The organism is Flavobacterium fluviale, assembly GCF_003312915.1.
In the GTDB taxonomy this organism is placed as follows: domain Bacteria; phylum Bacteroidota; class Bacteroidia; order Flavobacteriales; family Flavobacteriaceae; genus Flavobacterium; species Flavobacterium fluviale.
On record NZ_CP030261.1, the window covers coordinates 343920 to 359467 of the forward strand.

Sequence of the window (15548 nt, forward strand, 5' to 3'; positions counted from 1 at the left end):
AATTTGATATTATATTGAAAATGTTAAGAAAAAACAATTACTCATTATCGAGGTTCATAATTACTGATAATTCTCCAATATTTTTAATCCAAAAATCAAAATCATACCTTTCCCATGCATGACAGCCAAATGGTAACTCATTATTATTACGTTTTAAGCAAATTGCTGGATAGTCTTCAAAAGCAAACTTCAGAGAATCTTCTACAGTAGATAATTTAAAATTTTCAGTAAAAAACTTAGCATAAAAAGCCCAAAATACATCTTCATTCTGTTTATAAAAAAACAAAAAAATTGCTCTAAAATTAAATATTGGTTCTAAAAATTTTAGCTTGTAAAATAATTTCAAAATAATCATCTTTTTTAGACCTGCTCTCATACTGGTTTCCATAAATTTAGTATCTGTAAAAAGAATTTTTTTTGATTTTAATACATTGATAAATTTGGAAATTTTTCTTAAAGAAAGACCTCCATTTCCCATCGAATCTATGATTTTATACTGGTCATTTGTCAACCATGGCGCACCAACATAGTCATATTCTTTTGAAATCCAATAAGATAAATCATCAGAAAAAACTAAAGCATCAAGTTGATATACAAGCATATATTGATAATGAGAAAATGCTTCATAAAAAGACAAATTTAACATCAACTTATTATATCCTTTTATACCATTGAAAAATTTATTTTCAAAATACACAGACTTTAAATCATATTTTTTCAGAATGTCTAAGTACTTCTCATCATACTTTAATGACTCTGGAGAAATGACTTTCAACTCATATTTGTTTAAATATTTTTCACAAAAATATAAGGAAGCTTTATCAGCACTATTTAAACTATTTTTATAAATTGGAATTACTACAACTAAATTATTCATGTATATATAATCAAATTATCAATTTAATTTTAGAAAAAATTAAATTGTTTTTTCAGTTAACTTATCTACTATCTTAAATGGATTTATCCCAAGAACCTTAGACAAGGCTATTATTACTACTATAATAGAAAAAAATTTTACTATAATCGAAATAAGTATATGATCTATACGAAGAAAATAAACCAAGAAACATGTTGAAAGACCTACTATTATAACGCTAAATAGAGGTTTTTTATGATTTACCTCTAATTTAGAGTACCACATTAAAATACATAATTCTACTGTTAAAGCTAAACTTGAAACTATAGCTGCTGACAATAAACCTAATATTGGCAGCAATGTAATATTAAGCGATATACTAATTGTAGCACCTACTATACTTACAAGTGAATTTATTTTAGTTTTTCCTTTTGCTGTAATAACTGTACCATATAACATACTAATGGATGAACTATATACACCAATTATTATAAGTGGTACATAAAGATATGCTTCACGAAATTTTGCTCCAGACATTATTTGGAAAAATTCTTTAGAGAATACTGACAAACAAAGTACTCCAATAAGCAAGACGTAGATGAAAGCGTTACGTATACTTTCAAAAATTTTTAAAAAACCATGACTTCCCCAATTTTTAAAAAGATAGGGTTCAAAAGCTTTGTAAGCACCATACGAGAATATATTTAAAATTAACGCTAGTGTAACAGCCGTACTGAAAATACCAAGATCTGCTAAACTCAAAAATCGATCAATTAAAACTCGATCTGAAATGGTGGTAATATAATATGCTAAAGATCCCGGAAGAAGAGGAAGAGAGAAATATAGAGCCTCTTTAATTTTATTAAAATCTAAATTCCAAATGATATAATTGCGAGAAATATAAATAAAAATAAATGCGTAAATAAAGTTGACAAGTAAATTAGCATACAAAACACCAATTGCAGAATAATCATAATAAATCACTAAAACCAAAGTTAAAATTAATATTAATAAGCCTTTAGAAATAGTTAATAGAGTAAGAAGTAATGGTTTTTCGAGTAGTCTATATAATGCAGATGGTAAAACTCCAAAAATACTAAAAAAATTAGTTAGAACTCCTATTAATATATATGGGAAAAAGGATATTTTACTTCCAAGTAAACTAAACAAACTTTTCCCAAACAATAGAGACAGAACAACTAGAAAAAAATTAAATAAAATTACAAAACTTGACAAATTACCCAATAATTTCTTTTGTTCTATACTATCTTTACACCTGTAATAAAAAACTAAATAGTAAGTATTTATACATAAAAAACCAAAAGCCAATAGAAAAGTAGTCAAAGTACTTACATAGTTAACTATACCATAATCTGCAGGGCTTAAGTACCTAGTAAGTATAGGAAATGAAATAAAACCCAAAATTCTTGGCACAATATCACCCAGCGCATAAATAGTGGTATTTTTGATTAAGTTTTTGCCGTCCTTCATAAATTATTACTTAATCAATTCTTTTAAAACATCCTCATCGAAATCCTGTATATATTCAAATATTACATTATAATCTGTAACAGCATTAAATTTCAAAACTTTTTCTAGTTCAGTTTCATCATTTGCAATTACAATTTTTTTTTCGGAACCATCAAAAGGAGGCACTGTTTTAAATGCAGCCATATTAATGCCATTTTCATCTTTTGGCTCAAAAACCACATAATTTACTCCATTCATTAAGGCTTCAAACAAAACCGTAGAGGTCGAACCTATTACAAGAGTCGATTTATCAAGAGATGTTTGTAAATCTTCTTGATCACATATGTAAAAATCATGATCTAAAAAAGCATGAATCCACTCTTTATTTACAGAAGGATGTGGTCTATATTTTGCTTTCTTAATACCTAATTTTTTTAATACATTTTGTACTTGATATAGATATAATACTATCATGCTTTTATCAGTAAGTACGATATTATCATATCCATATTGGTGCCAATTTGCAGATGAAATTGGTATAACCAAAACATCCGTGAGTGAAGATCTTAAAATTTTGCTTTTTGGTAAATTTGCGAACTTTGAACTTCCGATAACTTTAACCTTTGATTTGTCAAAACCAGCGTTAATATAATTATTCTTTATTTTTTCACTCCAGACCATTAAATAATCTGCTCTATGGTCAACATCACGTGAGTATAATCCTGGCAATCCATGTGAAAAAACAAAAGAGGGGCGATCCATTTTTTTAAAAACATCAATAAAATATTTACTGTAAAAATATTCATCTGTACTAAGGAATAAAGCTCTAAAATCATTTTTAGTATATTGTTCTATAAAATGACTTTGATAACTTTCTAATTCTTTATGAAGTTCTTTATTTAAGTATAAATAAAAATCTTCATTTCGAATTAAATTCTGGATCTTTAAGTGAAATTTCAGTGAAGTATAATTACCACTAATATTGTTTTTACCTAAAGCACTCCAAATAGGAGAATATAGTTTTATTCCGAAATCTGAAAAAGAATTCTTATTAGAAAAATTAACTGCTGTTAAAACATTTAATTTGTCAGACTCTTTGACAGAATTACTGGATAATAAAGCATTAGAATATTTGTATAAATCTGTAATTTTTTGTTTGAGAGTAATCTTTCTATCCCTGTGACAAACGTTTGCTATATGCCTTTCAGAATTATATATATGCCAATCCAATTCAACTTTCAAAAAATCAATATATTTTTTCGACAATTCACTTTCGGAATTTTCTTTTAAATATTTAATTAGGTATTTCTGCATTATGATACTAAAATTTAATTTTGCTATTTAATATTATTATTCGTGAAAGATTCTAACAATATTATTCTGAATACTCAACACTAACTAGTAATTCCAATTAGGATTTGATTTATTTAATGTTTAAGAACTAGAGTCGAAATTTTCTACTTTCATACTTGCAGTGAATAACTTTAATTTTTGCTCCTAAAGGTCCATTTTTTTTACAAATTAATTATTCAGCATCCAAGCTGTTTACAGGATAATAATTGTTTTAAAATTTTCATCATGTATTTGTCAACAAGTTGTCATTAAATCTTTAAAAGTTTTTTGAAAATTCCATATTAATAATTCCTTTATGCATAAAACCTTTCGGATATAGTTCTCCTTTTATTTAAAAGCATAAATACAGCACATATTATTAGATGTAAGGGTAGGAAGCTTGAATAGTCCCTAGCAAAAAGATCATATTTTGACTTCATTAGTTAAATTATGTCCTTAGTAAATCTACTTCCACGTTCGACATCTTTTTTAAATTTCATTCCCAATAAATCATTTAAATATTTTGGATGTAATCCAAAACCTGGCCTAATTGATTTTACATTTTCTTCGGTAATTAAATCCCCAGCTACAACATCTTTTACAACATAAAGCGATCGAGAAAAATCTTTCCCTTTAGCTTGTTTCTCAGTCAAGCTGTAGTCAACTTTTCCAATGGCGCTTTCAGCTTCACGTACGGCCTTAACCATAGCTGTAAATTCTTCTTCATTCATTGAAAATGAAGCATCCGGCCCCCCAACTGATCGGTCTAAAATAAAATGTTTTTCAATTATTTTAGCACCAAAACAAGTTGCTACTATAGGAACTGTTGCGCCCATAGTATGATCCGACAAACCACTTATTACGTTATATCTTTCGGCTAAATCCTTAACCATGCACATATTTGCTTCATCAATTGGAGCTGGATAGCTTGAAGTACATTTAAGTAAAGCTATATTGTCATTACCCATTTTTTTACAAGCTTGTAATGCTAACTCTATATCTTCTTGTTCAGCAATGCCAGTCGACAATATAATAGGTTTTCCTTTTGAAGCAACATATTCTATTAATGGTATGTCCGTAATTTCAAAAGAAGCGATTTTATATGCGGGAACCCTTAACTTTTCAAGAAAATCTACTGCTGTTTTGTCAAATGGTGAAGAAAAGCAAAGTAAGCCTTCTTCAGCTGCGACATTAAATAATTCCTCATGCCATTCCCATGGTGTATAAGCTTCTTGATACAATTTATATAAATTTTTCCCCTCCCAGATTGTTCCTTTAATTAAAAAATCTTCCTTATCGCAATCAATAGTAATTGTTTTCGCTGTATATGTTTGGAGTTTTATGCAGTCAGCTCCTGCTCTTTTTGCAGCTCTAATAGTCTCCTTAGCAGTTTCGATACTTCCGTTATGATTTGCGGACAATTCTGCAATAATAAAAACTTTACTTTCTTTATCTATTTGATAATTACCAATTTTCATTTTTTATTTTTTATTTTTATATAATGATAGCTAACATGATCTTTATAAGTTGTCATTTCAACAAAATCGAATCCTGCTTTTTCAAAAGCAAACTTTGAATGCAAATTTTGGCTTTTAATATAAGCATGAATACAAAATTCCGGATTTTCGCTTAAAAAATAATCAGAAGCTAATTCTAACATTAATTTTGCATAACCCTTACCTCTATGCTCTTTTCCAACAGAAATACCTATAATTACATTTTTATCACTCTCTTCTTGAATCCTTACTTGTCCAACATTAGAACTAACATCGTTGAAAATTAACATCAAACATGATGGATTATTAACTCTATCTAAAAACCAATTACAATGTTCTTCCCAAGAAATAACTTCTGAATTGAAAGATTGATTCCTAACTACTTCATCATTTGTCCATTCAAAATAAACCGCGGAATCATCTAAAATAGCTTTTCTAAATTCTAACATTTATTAAATTTTGAATGAATAACAACATCTTTATATTCGCCTTCAAACAAACAATGCTCTTTAAGTACTGCTTCTTTTAAAAAACCAGCATTCTCGACAACCGGATAAAGGTGGGGCCTCAAATCAAAAGCATAAAGAAAAACTTTATGAAAATTTAATTCATCAAAAGCCAACTTTTGTATTAATGCGAGATAGGTTGTCCAATGCTTGCTGAAATACTGTTTTTCTAAAGACGTTTCCATAATGAACGAAATCTCAGCATTTTTATCTATCCAGTTAATATGTACTAATCCCCCGTAACCAATACATTTACCATTTTCTAAATATGAAAAAAGAATTTGATTCGGTTTTTCGTTATCAAACAAGCTTCGCACAACTTTATCATAATATACGTTTTGATCTTTTTCTGTCAATAGCCTATCCTGTCGAAGGTGAAAAATTTGTTCATTACGCCATTTCATAATTTCAAATCTATCTTCCATTCGAATCGGAACGATAGTGTAAGAATCTTGAGAAAAAATTTGCTTACGTAAACATTTATAAATCATGAGTTTACTTTCTAATATTTACACCTGAATTTAAGATATGAGAGCGTGTTTGCATAAAATTCTGGTCCCTATGGGCAAAAAAAGTACCCGCCGAAACGGCATTCGCTTTCCCAATAAGAAAACCGTCAGAAAAATCTTTAGCAAGACCACATCCTCCAGCTGTAATAACAGGCAAAGTTACATTGTCACAGATTTCCTTTGTAATTTGAAGATCAAGTCCATTTTTCATACCATCATTATCTATTGAAGTCAATAATAGTTCTCCCGCCCCAAATTCTTGTGCTTTGATTGCCCATTCTACAGGATGAAAGGGAGTTTTTTCTTTTCCACCATTGATATAAACAAAATAGTTTCCGTTTGCATCTTTTTTATAATCAATACTCACGACAACACATTGAGCGCCAAACTTATCTGCAGCTCTTGTTATTAGACCTTGATTTAATACTGCTGCCGAATTAATTGAAATTTTATCTGCTCCATTACTCAATAAGAGCCTAAAATCTTCAATTTTGTTAACCCCGCCACCAACAGTTAAAGGCATAAAAATTTCCTGCGAAACTTTATTTATTACATCTGCCAGTGATTTAATTTCTGAACTATTTTTTTCATCTATGTTTACAAAAATCAACTCATCAGAAGCTTGATCCTGAAAAATTTTAGCCTGAGAAACAGGATCTCCAATTTCTGTAACATTTCCAAATTGTCTTGTAACAACAAGTACAAGCTTATTTGGATTATAAGAAGCCGGCTTCAGCTGAAGTTTAGGTATAAGTCTTAATTTTGACATACTATGGTTTCCATTTAATAAAATTATTAAGGAGTTTCAATCCATTATCTTGACTTTTTTCAGGATGGAACTGAGTTGCAAAAACGTTATCTTTCAAAACGGCTGCTGTTATTTGATTATCACCATATTGATATGTAGCTACAATATCCTTTTTTTCAACACAATTCATATAAAATGAGTGAACAAGGTAAAAATCTGACATATTGGTAATTCCCTTAAAAAGAGGATGGTCTATTTTCTGCTCGATTTCATTCCATCCAATATTTGGCAATTTTAATTCGGTATCCTTAATATCAATTTTTATAACTTCTGAATCAAACCAACCAAGTCCCAAATGCTCTCCAAATTCGTAACCTTTTCTAGCCATTACTTGCATACCTAAACATATTCCTAAAGTTGGCTTGCCATTTTTGATAACCTGAGTTCGCAATTCTTCATTGAAACCACTTTCGGTTAATAAATCGATGCAATCTTTAAATGCGCCAACCCCTGGAATCACAATATGATCCACATCTTTAAGATTCTCTGGGTGTGGGCAAATTTTAACATCTTCGCCTAAGTAATCAAATGCATTGTAAACAGATAAAAGGTTACCCATTCCATAATCAATAATACCAACCATTACTGTGTTTTCTTCCAGTTATCTATCTGAATGTCTGCATCTTCCCTTTTCATTTTCCCTGCTCTTGACCAAGAATCAAAATCTGGCAACTTACCTCCGACTTCTTTCTCAATCGCACTAAATTTCCAAGGTGACACTGTATGACTTTCACATATTTTATAAAATTCTTCTTTAGTTAAACCAACTAGTTCTAAAAATATTTCTAGACTTGGTGGTTCCTTTCCTTCAAATCTACCTATCATTAATTCCCCTTCTTCTCTAGACATTCTATCATTTCGAATATCAATAGAAGCTAAATGTGTTGGACGTGTATATCCTCTTTTTATATACTTAATGTAATCTCTGACACCTTGCATATAACATTCTATCTTTTCATAGTTATATTGTTCAGGAACATTTTCAACAAGATCTCCTTGCCAACCAAGTTCTTCTTGAATAATTTTTGATTGTGTCTTTACATCCCAAGGTATATATGATCCTAAACAAACTGATCTATATTGAAGTTTTCGAAGATCTTTCAAAGGTGGGTAAGAATAAGGTTTAAAGTCTCTTTCATCTAATGCACCTCCTAATCTAACAGCCATATCAACAGCATTTATTCCAAGATTAACATATCTATTAAATCTTTTTTCATCAACCTCTTCCTCTTCTTCATAACTATAATAAGAAGTATATTCTGAAGATGGCTCTCCCCAAAGTATCAGCGGGACGTTGTATCTTAAAGCAACATGCATTGGGTATGAAAAAATACCTGTATGACAATGCCAACAAAAATCTCCTTTCTCTAGGAAACTCTGAAGCATTAATTTTTGCACTACTTTCCAATTTGGAGTAAAAGTATGAAAATCAGCACCTAAATTTCTTAATACTTTAATTGTATTTTCATTTAGATTTGGCCTTAAAAAACCATGATCAAATCTTACAACTAAAGGTTTAATTTTAAATTCTTTCATCAGATAGTAAAGAGTCCAAACACTATCTTTACCTCCACTAAAGGGTACAATACAATCATAATCATATTTCCCTCTATAACTTTCTATAAGTTCTTTAAGCTCTTCTTTTTTAGCTTCCCAATTTATTTTATCTTTTTTATATTCTACTTGTCTACATATACTACAAACACCATTCTCATCAAATGTAATACTTTCATGCGTTTCAGGCAAAAGACATTTTGTGCACTTTTTCATATTATACTTTTATTTTAATTTTAATTTAACCTTTTAAAACCACCGTGGCAAACAGGGCCTTTCAATAAACTCTCAATTTTTAAACTTTCATTTTCACATTTAGCTATTAACGTATATACTTCATCTAAAGCATTAAAATACATTTCTAACTCTTTATCATTATGAACCGTAGAAGCATAAAAATTTGTACTTGCTAAAAATCCTTTATCTAACATTTCCTGAGCTATTAAAGTTTTATAAGATAACTGATTTGGGCTATCAAAGCTATAAGTACTAAGCGCCGGTATACCAGATATTTGAATCTCTAAATTATGTAAATCTGCTAATTTTTGCCAACCTTCACGCATTTTGTTCCCTGTTTTTGTAATAATTTCCCACGATCTTAATCTTTCCATTACACTTAAAGTTGCCAATGCAGCAGTTGGCCCAATTCTTTCGGTCCAAAAAGTACTGCTTATAAAAGTTGTTTGAGCAGCTTCCATCACCTCACGCCTTCCAACAACGGCAGTTAATGCATAACCATTCCCAATTGTTTTACCATACATTGCAATATCTGGCTCTACATCATATTTCTTATAAATACCCCCAAATGTTTCTCGAAAACCAGAAGTGCACTCATCAAACACCAATACGATATTTCGCGCTGTTGCTAAATCTCTAACTTTTTGCAGGAAATTATTTTCAGGGCCAAAATTCCTAATTACCTCCATTTTGATAACTCCAATTTCATTATTTTCAACAATGGACAACAACTCATCGTAATTATTATAATTGAAGGGATAAACTGTATCTTTCAAATTCTTTGGAACTCCCTTAGGGCTTAAACCAGCTAGAAGATGTCCTGACAGATCATCCCCTCCATTGTGATTAGCTGATAAATACCAATCATGCCATCCGTGATAGCCACAAATTGCAACTTTATCTTTTCCTGATGCTGCTCGCGCTATTCTAATTGCAATTGAATTAGCTTCACCACCACTACGAGCAAAACGAACCATATCTGCCCACGGGTTTAACTCAATCAACTTTTCTGCTAAATAAACTTCTTCTGGACAGCTCAATGTACTCATATTTCCATTTTTAACAATTTCGAGTACAGCAGAATCCACTTCATCATTACCATATCCTAATGTATTTGTTCCAATTCCCATTATAGACATGTCAGTTAATTCTTTTCCATCCAAGTCCCAAATTCGACAACCTTTTGCTTTAGAAAAATAAGCTGGCCACAAATCCGGTAAAAACATTTCAGGCCTTTTCGATAGTAGCATGGTACCACCCGGAATCAAAGTCTTAGCTTTTTTATATAGTTCTTGTCCTTTTCCCATTATTTATCATTTTTTAAAGACTTTATAAGGCCTTCATTTCGAGTAATTTGATTATTTATTAATATTAAATCATTATCAATAATATAATTTGTATATTCTAACCACGTTTTATTAGTACCTAAATTTTCAATTAAAATTTTAATTAATTCAAAATCATTATTTTCATCGACTGTCATTCTGATTTTTGAAAAGTCCCACTCACAGGGAAAATTTGAAGCTGTAAACTCATTTCCGTTTTTAAAGTCAGAGTTATTTCTAATATATAGAGTAACATGTTCCCTTTCAGACAATAATTTTGCATTTCTCCATGCTTTTTCTAAAGCCGAAAATTTAAAAACTTCAATATCTTGTCCATCAGGATAATTTTCTATAAGTACATTCGAACAATAATCTACTTTCTTTACCTGAGCAAAATTAATTACTTCATCTATTAAATTTGGATCAATTAATGGGCAATCCGAAGTAACTCTTACTATCCATTCTGGAGATTTATCTTTCACTGATTGATAAAAACGATCCAAAACATCATCTTCAGAACCTCTAGTCGCAATAAATCCCCATTCTTGTACTTTATCGTATATAATTGAATCGCTATCGTTTAATGTCGTAGCGACAATAATATCAGAAACTTTTTTACATTGATGAATTCTCTCTAAATGAATCTGCAAAAGCGTTTTTCCTTTTACTTCTTTTAAAACTTTGCCAGGAAGTCTAGTGCTGTTGAAACGAGCTTGAGTTACTACTATTATATTTGATTCCATAATGATGGATTTAATAATTGCTTGTTTTGAACTTTTATACTTTTAATTTTGTTATTTGCACTTACTGGTATAGTATAGCTTACAGCATTTAAATTTTCTTCCAAGTGCGCTACAGAATCTACACCTATTAACACATTATCGATATTTCCTTGTTTTAAGCAATAACTTAATGCTAAATTTAGCATTGTTGTATTTTCTTCTAAAGCAATATTTTTTAAAACTGTTAATTCATTAGCCAAGGCCTGAGAAACTGGATTATCGTTTGAAATTTCTTTAAAAAACAAACCTTGTAAAAATGCAGAACGAGAATGAACAATTTTCCCTTTGGCTTTCAATTGAAGTATTAGCTCTCCTCTGATAATCTCATTATCTAATAAATTAAACGGAAGCTGAACAACATCTATAGAATTATCATGTAAAACCTCTCCAATTTCCTCATTTGTATAAACAGAAACTCCTAGATGTTTTATTTTGTTTTTACTCTTCAAATTCATTAAAACATCTATCGATTCTCTGTTATTCTTATAAGCTTCAAAGGAATGAAACATTAAAACTTCTAATCTTTCTACATTAAGTTCTTTTAAATAATTCTCAATCTTTGCATCAATTTGATTAGATACAATATCATGCGGCATTTTAGTAATAATTTTAAATTTATTCGGAGAATTTATCCGATGGTAAGCTCCTATTACTTGATGCGCATTACCATAAGCCTCGGCTGTATCTAATGTTGTTATTCCTTTTTCAAAAGCTGTTTTTAAAATTTGACAACAATCATCAAATTTAATCTTACCACTTGGATTATTTATACCATAATCCAATCCCATTTGAACGGTTCCTAAAATAAGTTTATTACTCATTACTATTTTCTAAATTCATGCGAAGCAAATTACTTTCTTTATTATCATAAATTCCATAATTAGAAAATGATTCACTAATGTTAAAACCAAGTCTTTTGTATAAAGATACAGCACTTAAGTTATTCTCGATAACACCTAAAGTTATTTGTTTTAAACCCAAAATTTCGAAACAGTAATTTATCACGATCTCTGAAGCTTCTTTTGCATATCCCTTACCCCAATACTTTTTATTTCCCATTAAAATTCCATATTCTCCAGAATTATTTTCAATATTTATTGGATCGATTTTAATATTACCAATGTGTTCATAATTTTCTTTCAAATGAATTGCCCAGAAATAAATATCTTTTTCTTCTTGATCAATCAAAAAAGATTCCAATTTTTCAAGTGTATAATTTCCTTTCGTTTCTAGATATTTATTTACATCATGATCATTTAACCAAGAAACATATTGATGTGAAAGATGATTAATCGATAATCTTTTCAACAACAGTCTATCACTTACAATGTCTTGCGCTTTCATTCGTAATATCTAATTATAGTAGATATAACATAACTTAGCTCATCATCTTTCAATGTTGGATACATTGGTAAGCTTATACAATTTTTATAATATTCTTCTGCATTTGGCATATCACCTTCATTCCATCCAAGGTCCCTGTAATACGGCATTAAATGACATGGAATATAATGTATCTGTGCAAAAATTTTATTTTCTCTCAAATAATTATAGAGACCTAACCTATCCTCTACTTCAATAACATACAGATGATAAGCATGTCCAATTATAAATCCCGAATGACCTTTTATAAATGTCTTATTTTTGAAACTTTCGTTATAGATGCTTGCTATCTTTTTTCTTTTTGAAATACCTTCATCTGCTCTGCTTAATTGACTTAATCCTAATGCGGCTTGAAAATCCGTCAAACGATAATTAAAACCCAAAGTTTTCATTTCCATGTACCAACTAGGATAGTTAGTCTCTAAAGACTGTACTCCATTTGCAAAACTAATCGGATTAACATATTCTAATTCATTTTTGGTTATTCCATGGGTACGCAATTCCAAAAGTTTTTTATATAATTCCTCATTATTTGTTGTCACCATACCACCCTCACCACATGCAATATGCTTTACAGGATGAAAAGAAAAAATAGCTAAGTCAGCATAATTACTATTTCCACAATTTTGACTTACATCATTAGAATCTGTAAAAAAACCACCAGGAGCATGACAAGCATCTTCAATTATCCATAAATTATATTTGTCAGCCAACTCTCTGTAAGCTTGCAAATCAACAGCTCTACCAGCAAAATCAACAGGAATGATCCCTTTATAAGTCCCTTCTGGAGACTTTTCTAATAATTGTCTTACACCCTCTATATCTAAAAGATAGTTTTTTGGATCAATATCTGAAAAAACAACTTCTCCTCCACAATATCGAACGCAATTTGCTGAAGCTGCGAAAGTTATTGGGGTTGTAATTATCTTATCGCCTTCTTTCACATCTAATGCTAGCGTGCACAAATGTAATGCAGCGGTTCCATTTGAAACAGCAACAGCATATCTACTTCCAACATAGTTTGCGAAAGCATTTTCAAATTCTGAAATTTTAGGACCTTGAGTTAAGTAATCAGATTGCAATGCTTCAATTACAACTTCAATATCTTTTTGAGTTATATTCTGGCGACCGTATGGTATATTCTTCATTTTAAAAGTTTGAATCTACATGTTCTTTAATTAGATCTCTTAGACCTTCAACAGTTTCCCATTCAGTATTAGTTCCTGAATTATAAGTAAATCCTTCAGGCACTTTTACAGCATTAAAAGAAGTTATAAAATTATCCAAATTAAAATTTGGAATTGATGGCAATATCGTATAATATCGTCCTAAATCATAAGTATTATATGAATCTGAAGATGTAATCATTTCCTCGTGTATCTTTTCTCCAGGTCTAATGCCTACAATTTCTAAATTACAATCAGGTGCAACAGCCTCAGCTACATCGGTAATTCTATATGATGGAATTTTGGGAATAAATATTTCACCACCCCATGCTTTATCAATCGCATGCATAACCATATCTACTCCTCCTTGAAGTGATATATTAAAACGCGTCATTGTAGTATCAGTTATTGGTAATTTTCCTTCTAGTTTTTTCTTCATAAAAAATGGTATAACAGACCCATTTGATCCCATTACATTACCATATCTTACAACCGAAAACTTAATCGGATTAGTTCCTTTAATATTATTCGCTGCTACAAATAACTTATCAGAAGTTAATTTAGTAGCACCATATAAATTAATAGGTGCACAAGCTTTATCTGTTGATAAGGCAACAACATTGCCCACACTAGTTTGCAAAGCTGCATGAATTACATTTTGCGCTCCTCCAACGTTTGTTTTTATACATTCATCTGGATTATACTCTGCTAAATGCACATGCTTCATTGCTGCTGCATGGATTACAATATCTACTCCATGAAATGCACGCACCAATCTTTGTTCATCCCTAACATCTCCCAGCAAAAATCTAATTTGTGGAAATTTACTTTCGGGAAATTCATGTGACATTTGAAATTGTTTTTGTTCATCCCTCGAGAAAATGATAAGTTTTTTTATGTTTGGGTGATTTTTGAAAATATGAGTAGTAAGTGCTTTTCCTAGTGAACCTGTTCCTCCTGTTATTAAAATTGTCTTATTTTCGAGATTCATTTTATATTTATTTTTGAATGGATTTTTTAAGTTAATTTCTAATAATTAGAATAAAATTAATTCTTTAATAGTTTTTTTATTATTTTTCTTGCGATTAAAAAAAATGTCATTATAAAACCGGCCAAAAAACCACCAGCCACTATTCCTTTTACTTTACTAAATGATTCTTTTGGAAGAGGAAAAACAGGACGGTCAATAATTTGTATTAAGGGAGTTTCTTTGCGTAAAGCAACTTTAGCTAACTCTGTCTGCTTTACTAATTCAGTTAATATTGCAGTATTTGCCTGTACATCAACTTGGCGTCGTGCAGAGGGTGCTCTTTTAACATTTAAAGCAGGATTTAGCATAAATGTATTATCATTTGCCACTGCCACCCCAGTAATAGCACTGTTTAACTCTTGACGAATAGAATCTGTTTGCCGTTCTAGAATACTCATATTAATTCTAGCTTTTTTGCTTTTAGTGGTTACATAGAAGTCAGCAACTTCCTTTGCTAAACCTTCGCAAAAATAACGAGCAAAAAATTCATCATCAGATGACACATCAATAGATATGATTCCAACTTTTTTGTCTTTTTGAGCTACTGACAAAGATGCTTTAGTTAATTTATAATATATTTCTCCCAAGATACTATCATGTACTCGAGTGAAATATTTTCTGTTATCTTGTGGCAAAAATTGTAATTTGCTCAATTTAGGTTTATTGTTCCATTTACTTCTCCAGTTATTATTTTGTATAAACATCTCTGCTAATGACATTTCTTTTCCATTAACAATCACTGGAGATAATAACGTCTTTTCAACCATTGATCTTGATTTAAACAACTCAGTTAAATTAGATCCAGTAAAAATTCCTCCACCACTTCCTCCTAAATCTAAGCCAAATGAACTTGCCAATCCGAGTGCTCCTCCTAACCCCCCACCAGTTTTCTCATCTTCTAATGCAAAAGATAAAGTTGCTGTGTAAACTGGTTTTTTAGTAAAAGAATAGGCTAAACCTATAGAAGCTCCAATTATACCAGCTAAGAAAATGATTTTCCATTGTGACAAAAGGTAAGCATACCATTCTTTTAATTTAATTATTAATTCCTTTAACGATATTTCATCGTTTTGTACAGGTGTATTATCCATTAA

The 15548-nt window shown here is 30.3% G+C and carries 16 protein-coding genes; all 16 read right to left on the reverse strand.

Annotated features, from left to right (window positions below):
• Positions 1 to 37: 37 nt before the first annotated feature.
• The 16 genes from HYN86_RS01670 to HYN86_RS01740 all read right to left on the reverse strand — a co-directional run bounded on the left by HYN86_RS01670 (position 38) and on the right by HYN86_RS01740 (position 15545).
• Positions 38 to 877 (reverse strand): DUF5672 family protein, encoded by an 840-nt coding sequence (locus tag HYN86_RS01670; protein WP_113676504.1) that lies wholly within the window; start codon positions 875 to 877, stop codon positions 38 to 40.
• A gap of 39 nt (positions 878 to 916) precedes the next feature.
• Complete coding sequence (locus HYN86_RS01675) at positions 917 to 2347, reverse strand: lipopolysaccharide biosynthesis protein (RefSeq protein ID WP_113676505.1); 1431 nt, start codon at positions 2345 to 2347, stop codon at positions 917 to 919.
• A 6-nt stretch (positions 2348 to 2353) separates the two neighbouring features.
• On the reverse strand, positions 2354 to 3640 hold the full coding sequence (locus HYN86_RS01680; protein ID WP_113676506.1) for a hypothetical protein: 1287 nt from the start codon (positions 3638 to 3640) through the stop codon (positions 2354 to 2356).
• A 461-nt stretch (positions 3641 to 4101) separates the two neighbouring features.
• Complete coding sequence (gene pseI, locus HYN86_RS01685; RefSeq protein WP_113676507.1) at positions 4102 to 5136, reverse strand: pseudaminic acid synthase; 1035 nt, start codon at positions 5134 to 5136, stop codon at positions 4102 to 4104.
• Positions 5133 to 5603: a GNAT family N-acetyltransferase gene (locus tag HYN86_RS01690; protein ID WP_113676508.1), complete on the reverse strand. Its 471-nt coding sequence runs from the start codon at positions 5601 to 5603 to the stop codon at positions 5133 to 5135. The genes pseI and HYN86_RS01690 overlap by 4 nt, the downstream gene beginning before the upstream one ends.
• Positions 5597 to 6151 (reverse strand): GNAT family N-acetyltransferase, encoded by a 555-nt coding sequence (locus tag HYN86_RS01695; RefSeq protein WP_113676509.1) that lies wholly within the window; start codon positions 6149 to 6151, stop codon positions 5597 to 5599. The genes HYN86_RS01690 and HYN86_RS01695 overlap by 7 nt, the downstream gene beginning before the upstream one ends.
• Positions 6152 to 6155: 4 nt before the next feature.
• The gene (gene hisF, locus HYN86_RS01700) at positions 6156 to 6938 is read right to left on the reverse strand and encodes an imidazole glycerol phosphate synthase subunit HisF (protein ID WP_113676510.1); all 783 of its coding nucleotides are present in this window, start codon (positions 6936 to 6938) and stop codon (positions 6156 to 6158) included.
• A gap of 1 nt (position 6939) precedes the next feature.
• On the reverse strand, positions 6940 to 7560 hold the full coding sequence (hisH, locus tag HYN86_RS01705; protein ID WP_113676511.1) for an imidazole glycerol phosphate synthase subunit HisH: 621 nt from the start codon (positions 7558 to 7560) through the stop codon (positions 6940 to 6942).
• Positions 7560 to 8747, reverse strand: coding sequence for an N-acetyl sugar amidotransferase (locus HYN86_RS01710; protein ID WP_113676512.1), 1188 nt, complete (start codon positions 8745 to 8747; stop codon positions 7560 to 7562). Before HYN86_RS01710 ends, hisH begins: the two co-directional genes overlap by 1 nt.
• A gap of 20 nt (positions 8748 to 8767) precedes the next feature.
• Positions 8768 to 10075, reverse strand: a complete 1308-nt coding sequence (locus tag HYN86_RS21030) for an aminotransferase class III-fold pyridoxal phosphate-dependent enzyme (RefSeq protein WP_205334623.1) — start codon at positions 10073 to 10075, stop codon at positions 8768 to 8770.
• Entirely contained in the window at positions 10075 to 10836 is a 762-nt protein-coding gene (locus HYN86_RS21035) for a cytidylyltransferase domain-containing protein (protein ID WP_205334624.1), read from the reverse strand. The genes HYN86_RS21030 and HYN86_RS21035 overlap by 1 nt, the downstream gene beginning before the upstream one ends.
• A complete protein-coding gene (locus HYN86_RS01720; RefSeq protein WP_113676513.1) occupies positions 10821 to 11696 on the reverse strand; it encodes an aldo/keto reductase in 876 nt (291 codons plus the stop codon). The genes HYN86_RS21035 and HYN86_RS01720 overlap by 16 nt, the downstream gene beginning before the upstream one ends.
• Positions 11689 to 12219, reverse strand: coding sequence for a GNAT family N-acetyltransferase (locus tag HYN86_RS01725; RefSeq protein WP_113676514.1), 531 nt, complete (start codon positions 12217 to 12219; stop codon positions 11689 to 11691). The genes HYN86_RS01720 and HYN86_RS01725 overlap by 8 nt, the downstream gene beginning before the upstream one ends.
• Positions 12216 to 13406, reverse strand: coding sequence for a UDP-4-amino-4,6-dideoxy-N-acetyl-beta-L-altrosamine transaminase (gene pseC / locus HYN86_RS01730; RefSeq protein WP_113676515.1), 1191 nt, complete (start codon positions 13404 to 13406; stop codon positions 12216 to 12218). The genes HYN86_RS01725 and pseC overlap by 4 nt, the downstream gene beginning before the upstream one ends.
• A 1-nt stretch (position 13407) precedes the next feature.
• A complete protein-coding gene (gene pseB / locus HYN86_RS01735) occupies positions 13408 to 14415 on the reverse strand; it encodes a UDP-N-acetylglucosamine 4,6-dehydratase (inverting) (protein ID WP_113676516.1) in 1008 nt (335 codons plus the stop codon).
• A gap of 56 nt (positions 14416 to 14471) precedes the next feature.
• A complete protein-coding gene (locus tag HYN86_RS01740) occupies positions 14472 to 15545 on the reverse strand; it encodes a Wzz/FepE/Etk N-terminal domain-containing protein (protein WP_113676517.1) in 1074 nt (357 codons plus the stop codon).
• Positions 15546 to 15548 lie beyond the last annotated feature (3 nt).

What these genes read in the sequence shown, in the direction of transcription:
- HYN86_RS01720 (WP_113676513.1), bottom strand. Translation starts at nt 11,696, where the DNA reads ATGAGTAATAAACTTATTTTAGGAACCGTTCAAATGGGATTGGATTAT.
- pseB (WP_113676516.1), bottom strand. Translation starts at nt 14,415, where the DNA reads ATGAATCTCGAAAATAAGACAATTTTAATAACAGGAGGAACAGGTTCA.
- HYN86_RS01670 (WP_113676504.1), bottom strand. Translation starts at nt 877, where the DNA reads ATGAATAATTTAGTTGTAGTAATTCCAATTTATAAAAATAGTTTAAAT.
- HYN86_RS01695 (WP_113676509.1), bottom strand. Translation starts at nt 6,151, where the DNA reads ATGATTTATAAATGTTTACGTAAGCAAATTTTTTCTCAAGATTCTTAC.
- HYN86_RS21035 (WP_205334624.1), bottom strand. Translation starts at nt 10,836, where the DNA reads ATGGAATCAAATATAATAGTAGTAACTCAAGCTCGTTTCAACAGCACT.
- HYN86_RS01675 (WP_113676505.1), bottom strand. Translation starts at nt 2,347, where the DNA reads ATGAAGGACGGCAAAAACTTAATCAAAAATACCACTATTTATGCGCTG.
- hisF (WP_113676510.1), bottom strand. Translation starts at nt 6,938, where the DNA reads ATGTCAAAATTAAGACTTATACCTAAACTTCAGCTGAAGCCGGCTTCT.
- pseI (WP_113676507.1), bottom strand. Translation starts at nt 5,136, where the DNA reads ATGAAAATTGGTAATTATCAAATAGATAAAGAAAGTAAAGTTTTTATT.
- HYN86_RS01725 (WP_113676514.1), bottom strand. Translation starts at nt 12,219, where the DNA reads ATGAAAGCGCAAGACATTGTAAGTGATAGACTGTTGTTGAAAAGATTA.
- HYN86_RS01690 (WP_113676508.1), bottom strand. Translation starts at nt 5,603, where the DNA reads ATGTTAGAATTTAGAAAAGCTATTTTAGATGATTCCGCGGTTTATTTT.
- HYN86_RS01710 (WP_113676512.1), bottom strand. Translation starts at nt 8,747, where the DNA reads ATGAAAAAGTGCACAAAATGTCTTTTGCCTGAAACGCATGAAAGTATT.
- HYN86_RS01740 (WP_113676517.1), bottom strand. Translation starts at nt 15,545, where the DNA reads ATGGATAATACACCTGTACAAAACGATGAAATATCGTTAAAGGAATTA.
- pseC (WP_113676515.1), bottom strand. Translation starts at nt 13,406, where the DNA reads ATGAAGAATATACCATACGGTCGCCAGAATATAACTCAAAAAGATATT.
- hisH (WP_113676511.1), bottom strand. Translation starts at nt 7,560, where the DNA reads ATGGTTGGTATTATTGATTATGGAATGGGTAACCTTTTATCTGTTTAC.
- HYN86_RS01680 (WP_113676506.1), bottom strand. Translation starts at nt 3,640, where the DNA reads ATGCAGAAATACCTAATTAAATATTTAAAAGAAAATTCCGAAAGTGAA.
- HYN86_RS21030 (WP_205334623.1), bottom strand. Translation starts at nt 10,075, where the DNA reads ATGGGAAAAGGACAAGAACTATATAAAAAAGCTAAGACTTTGATTCCG.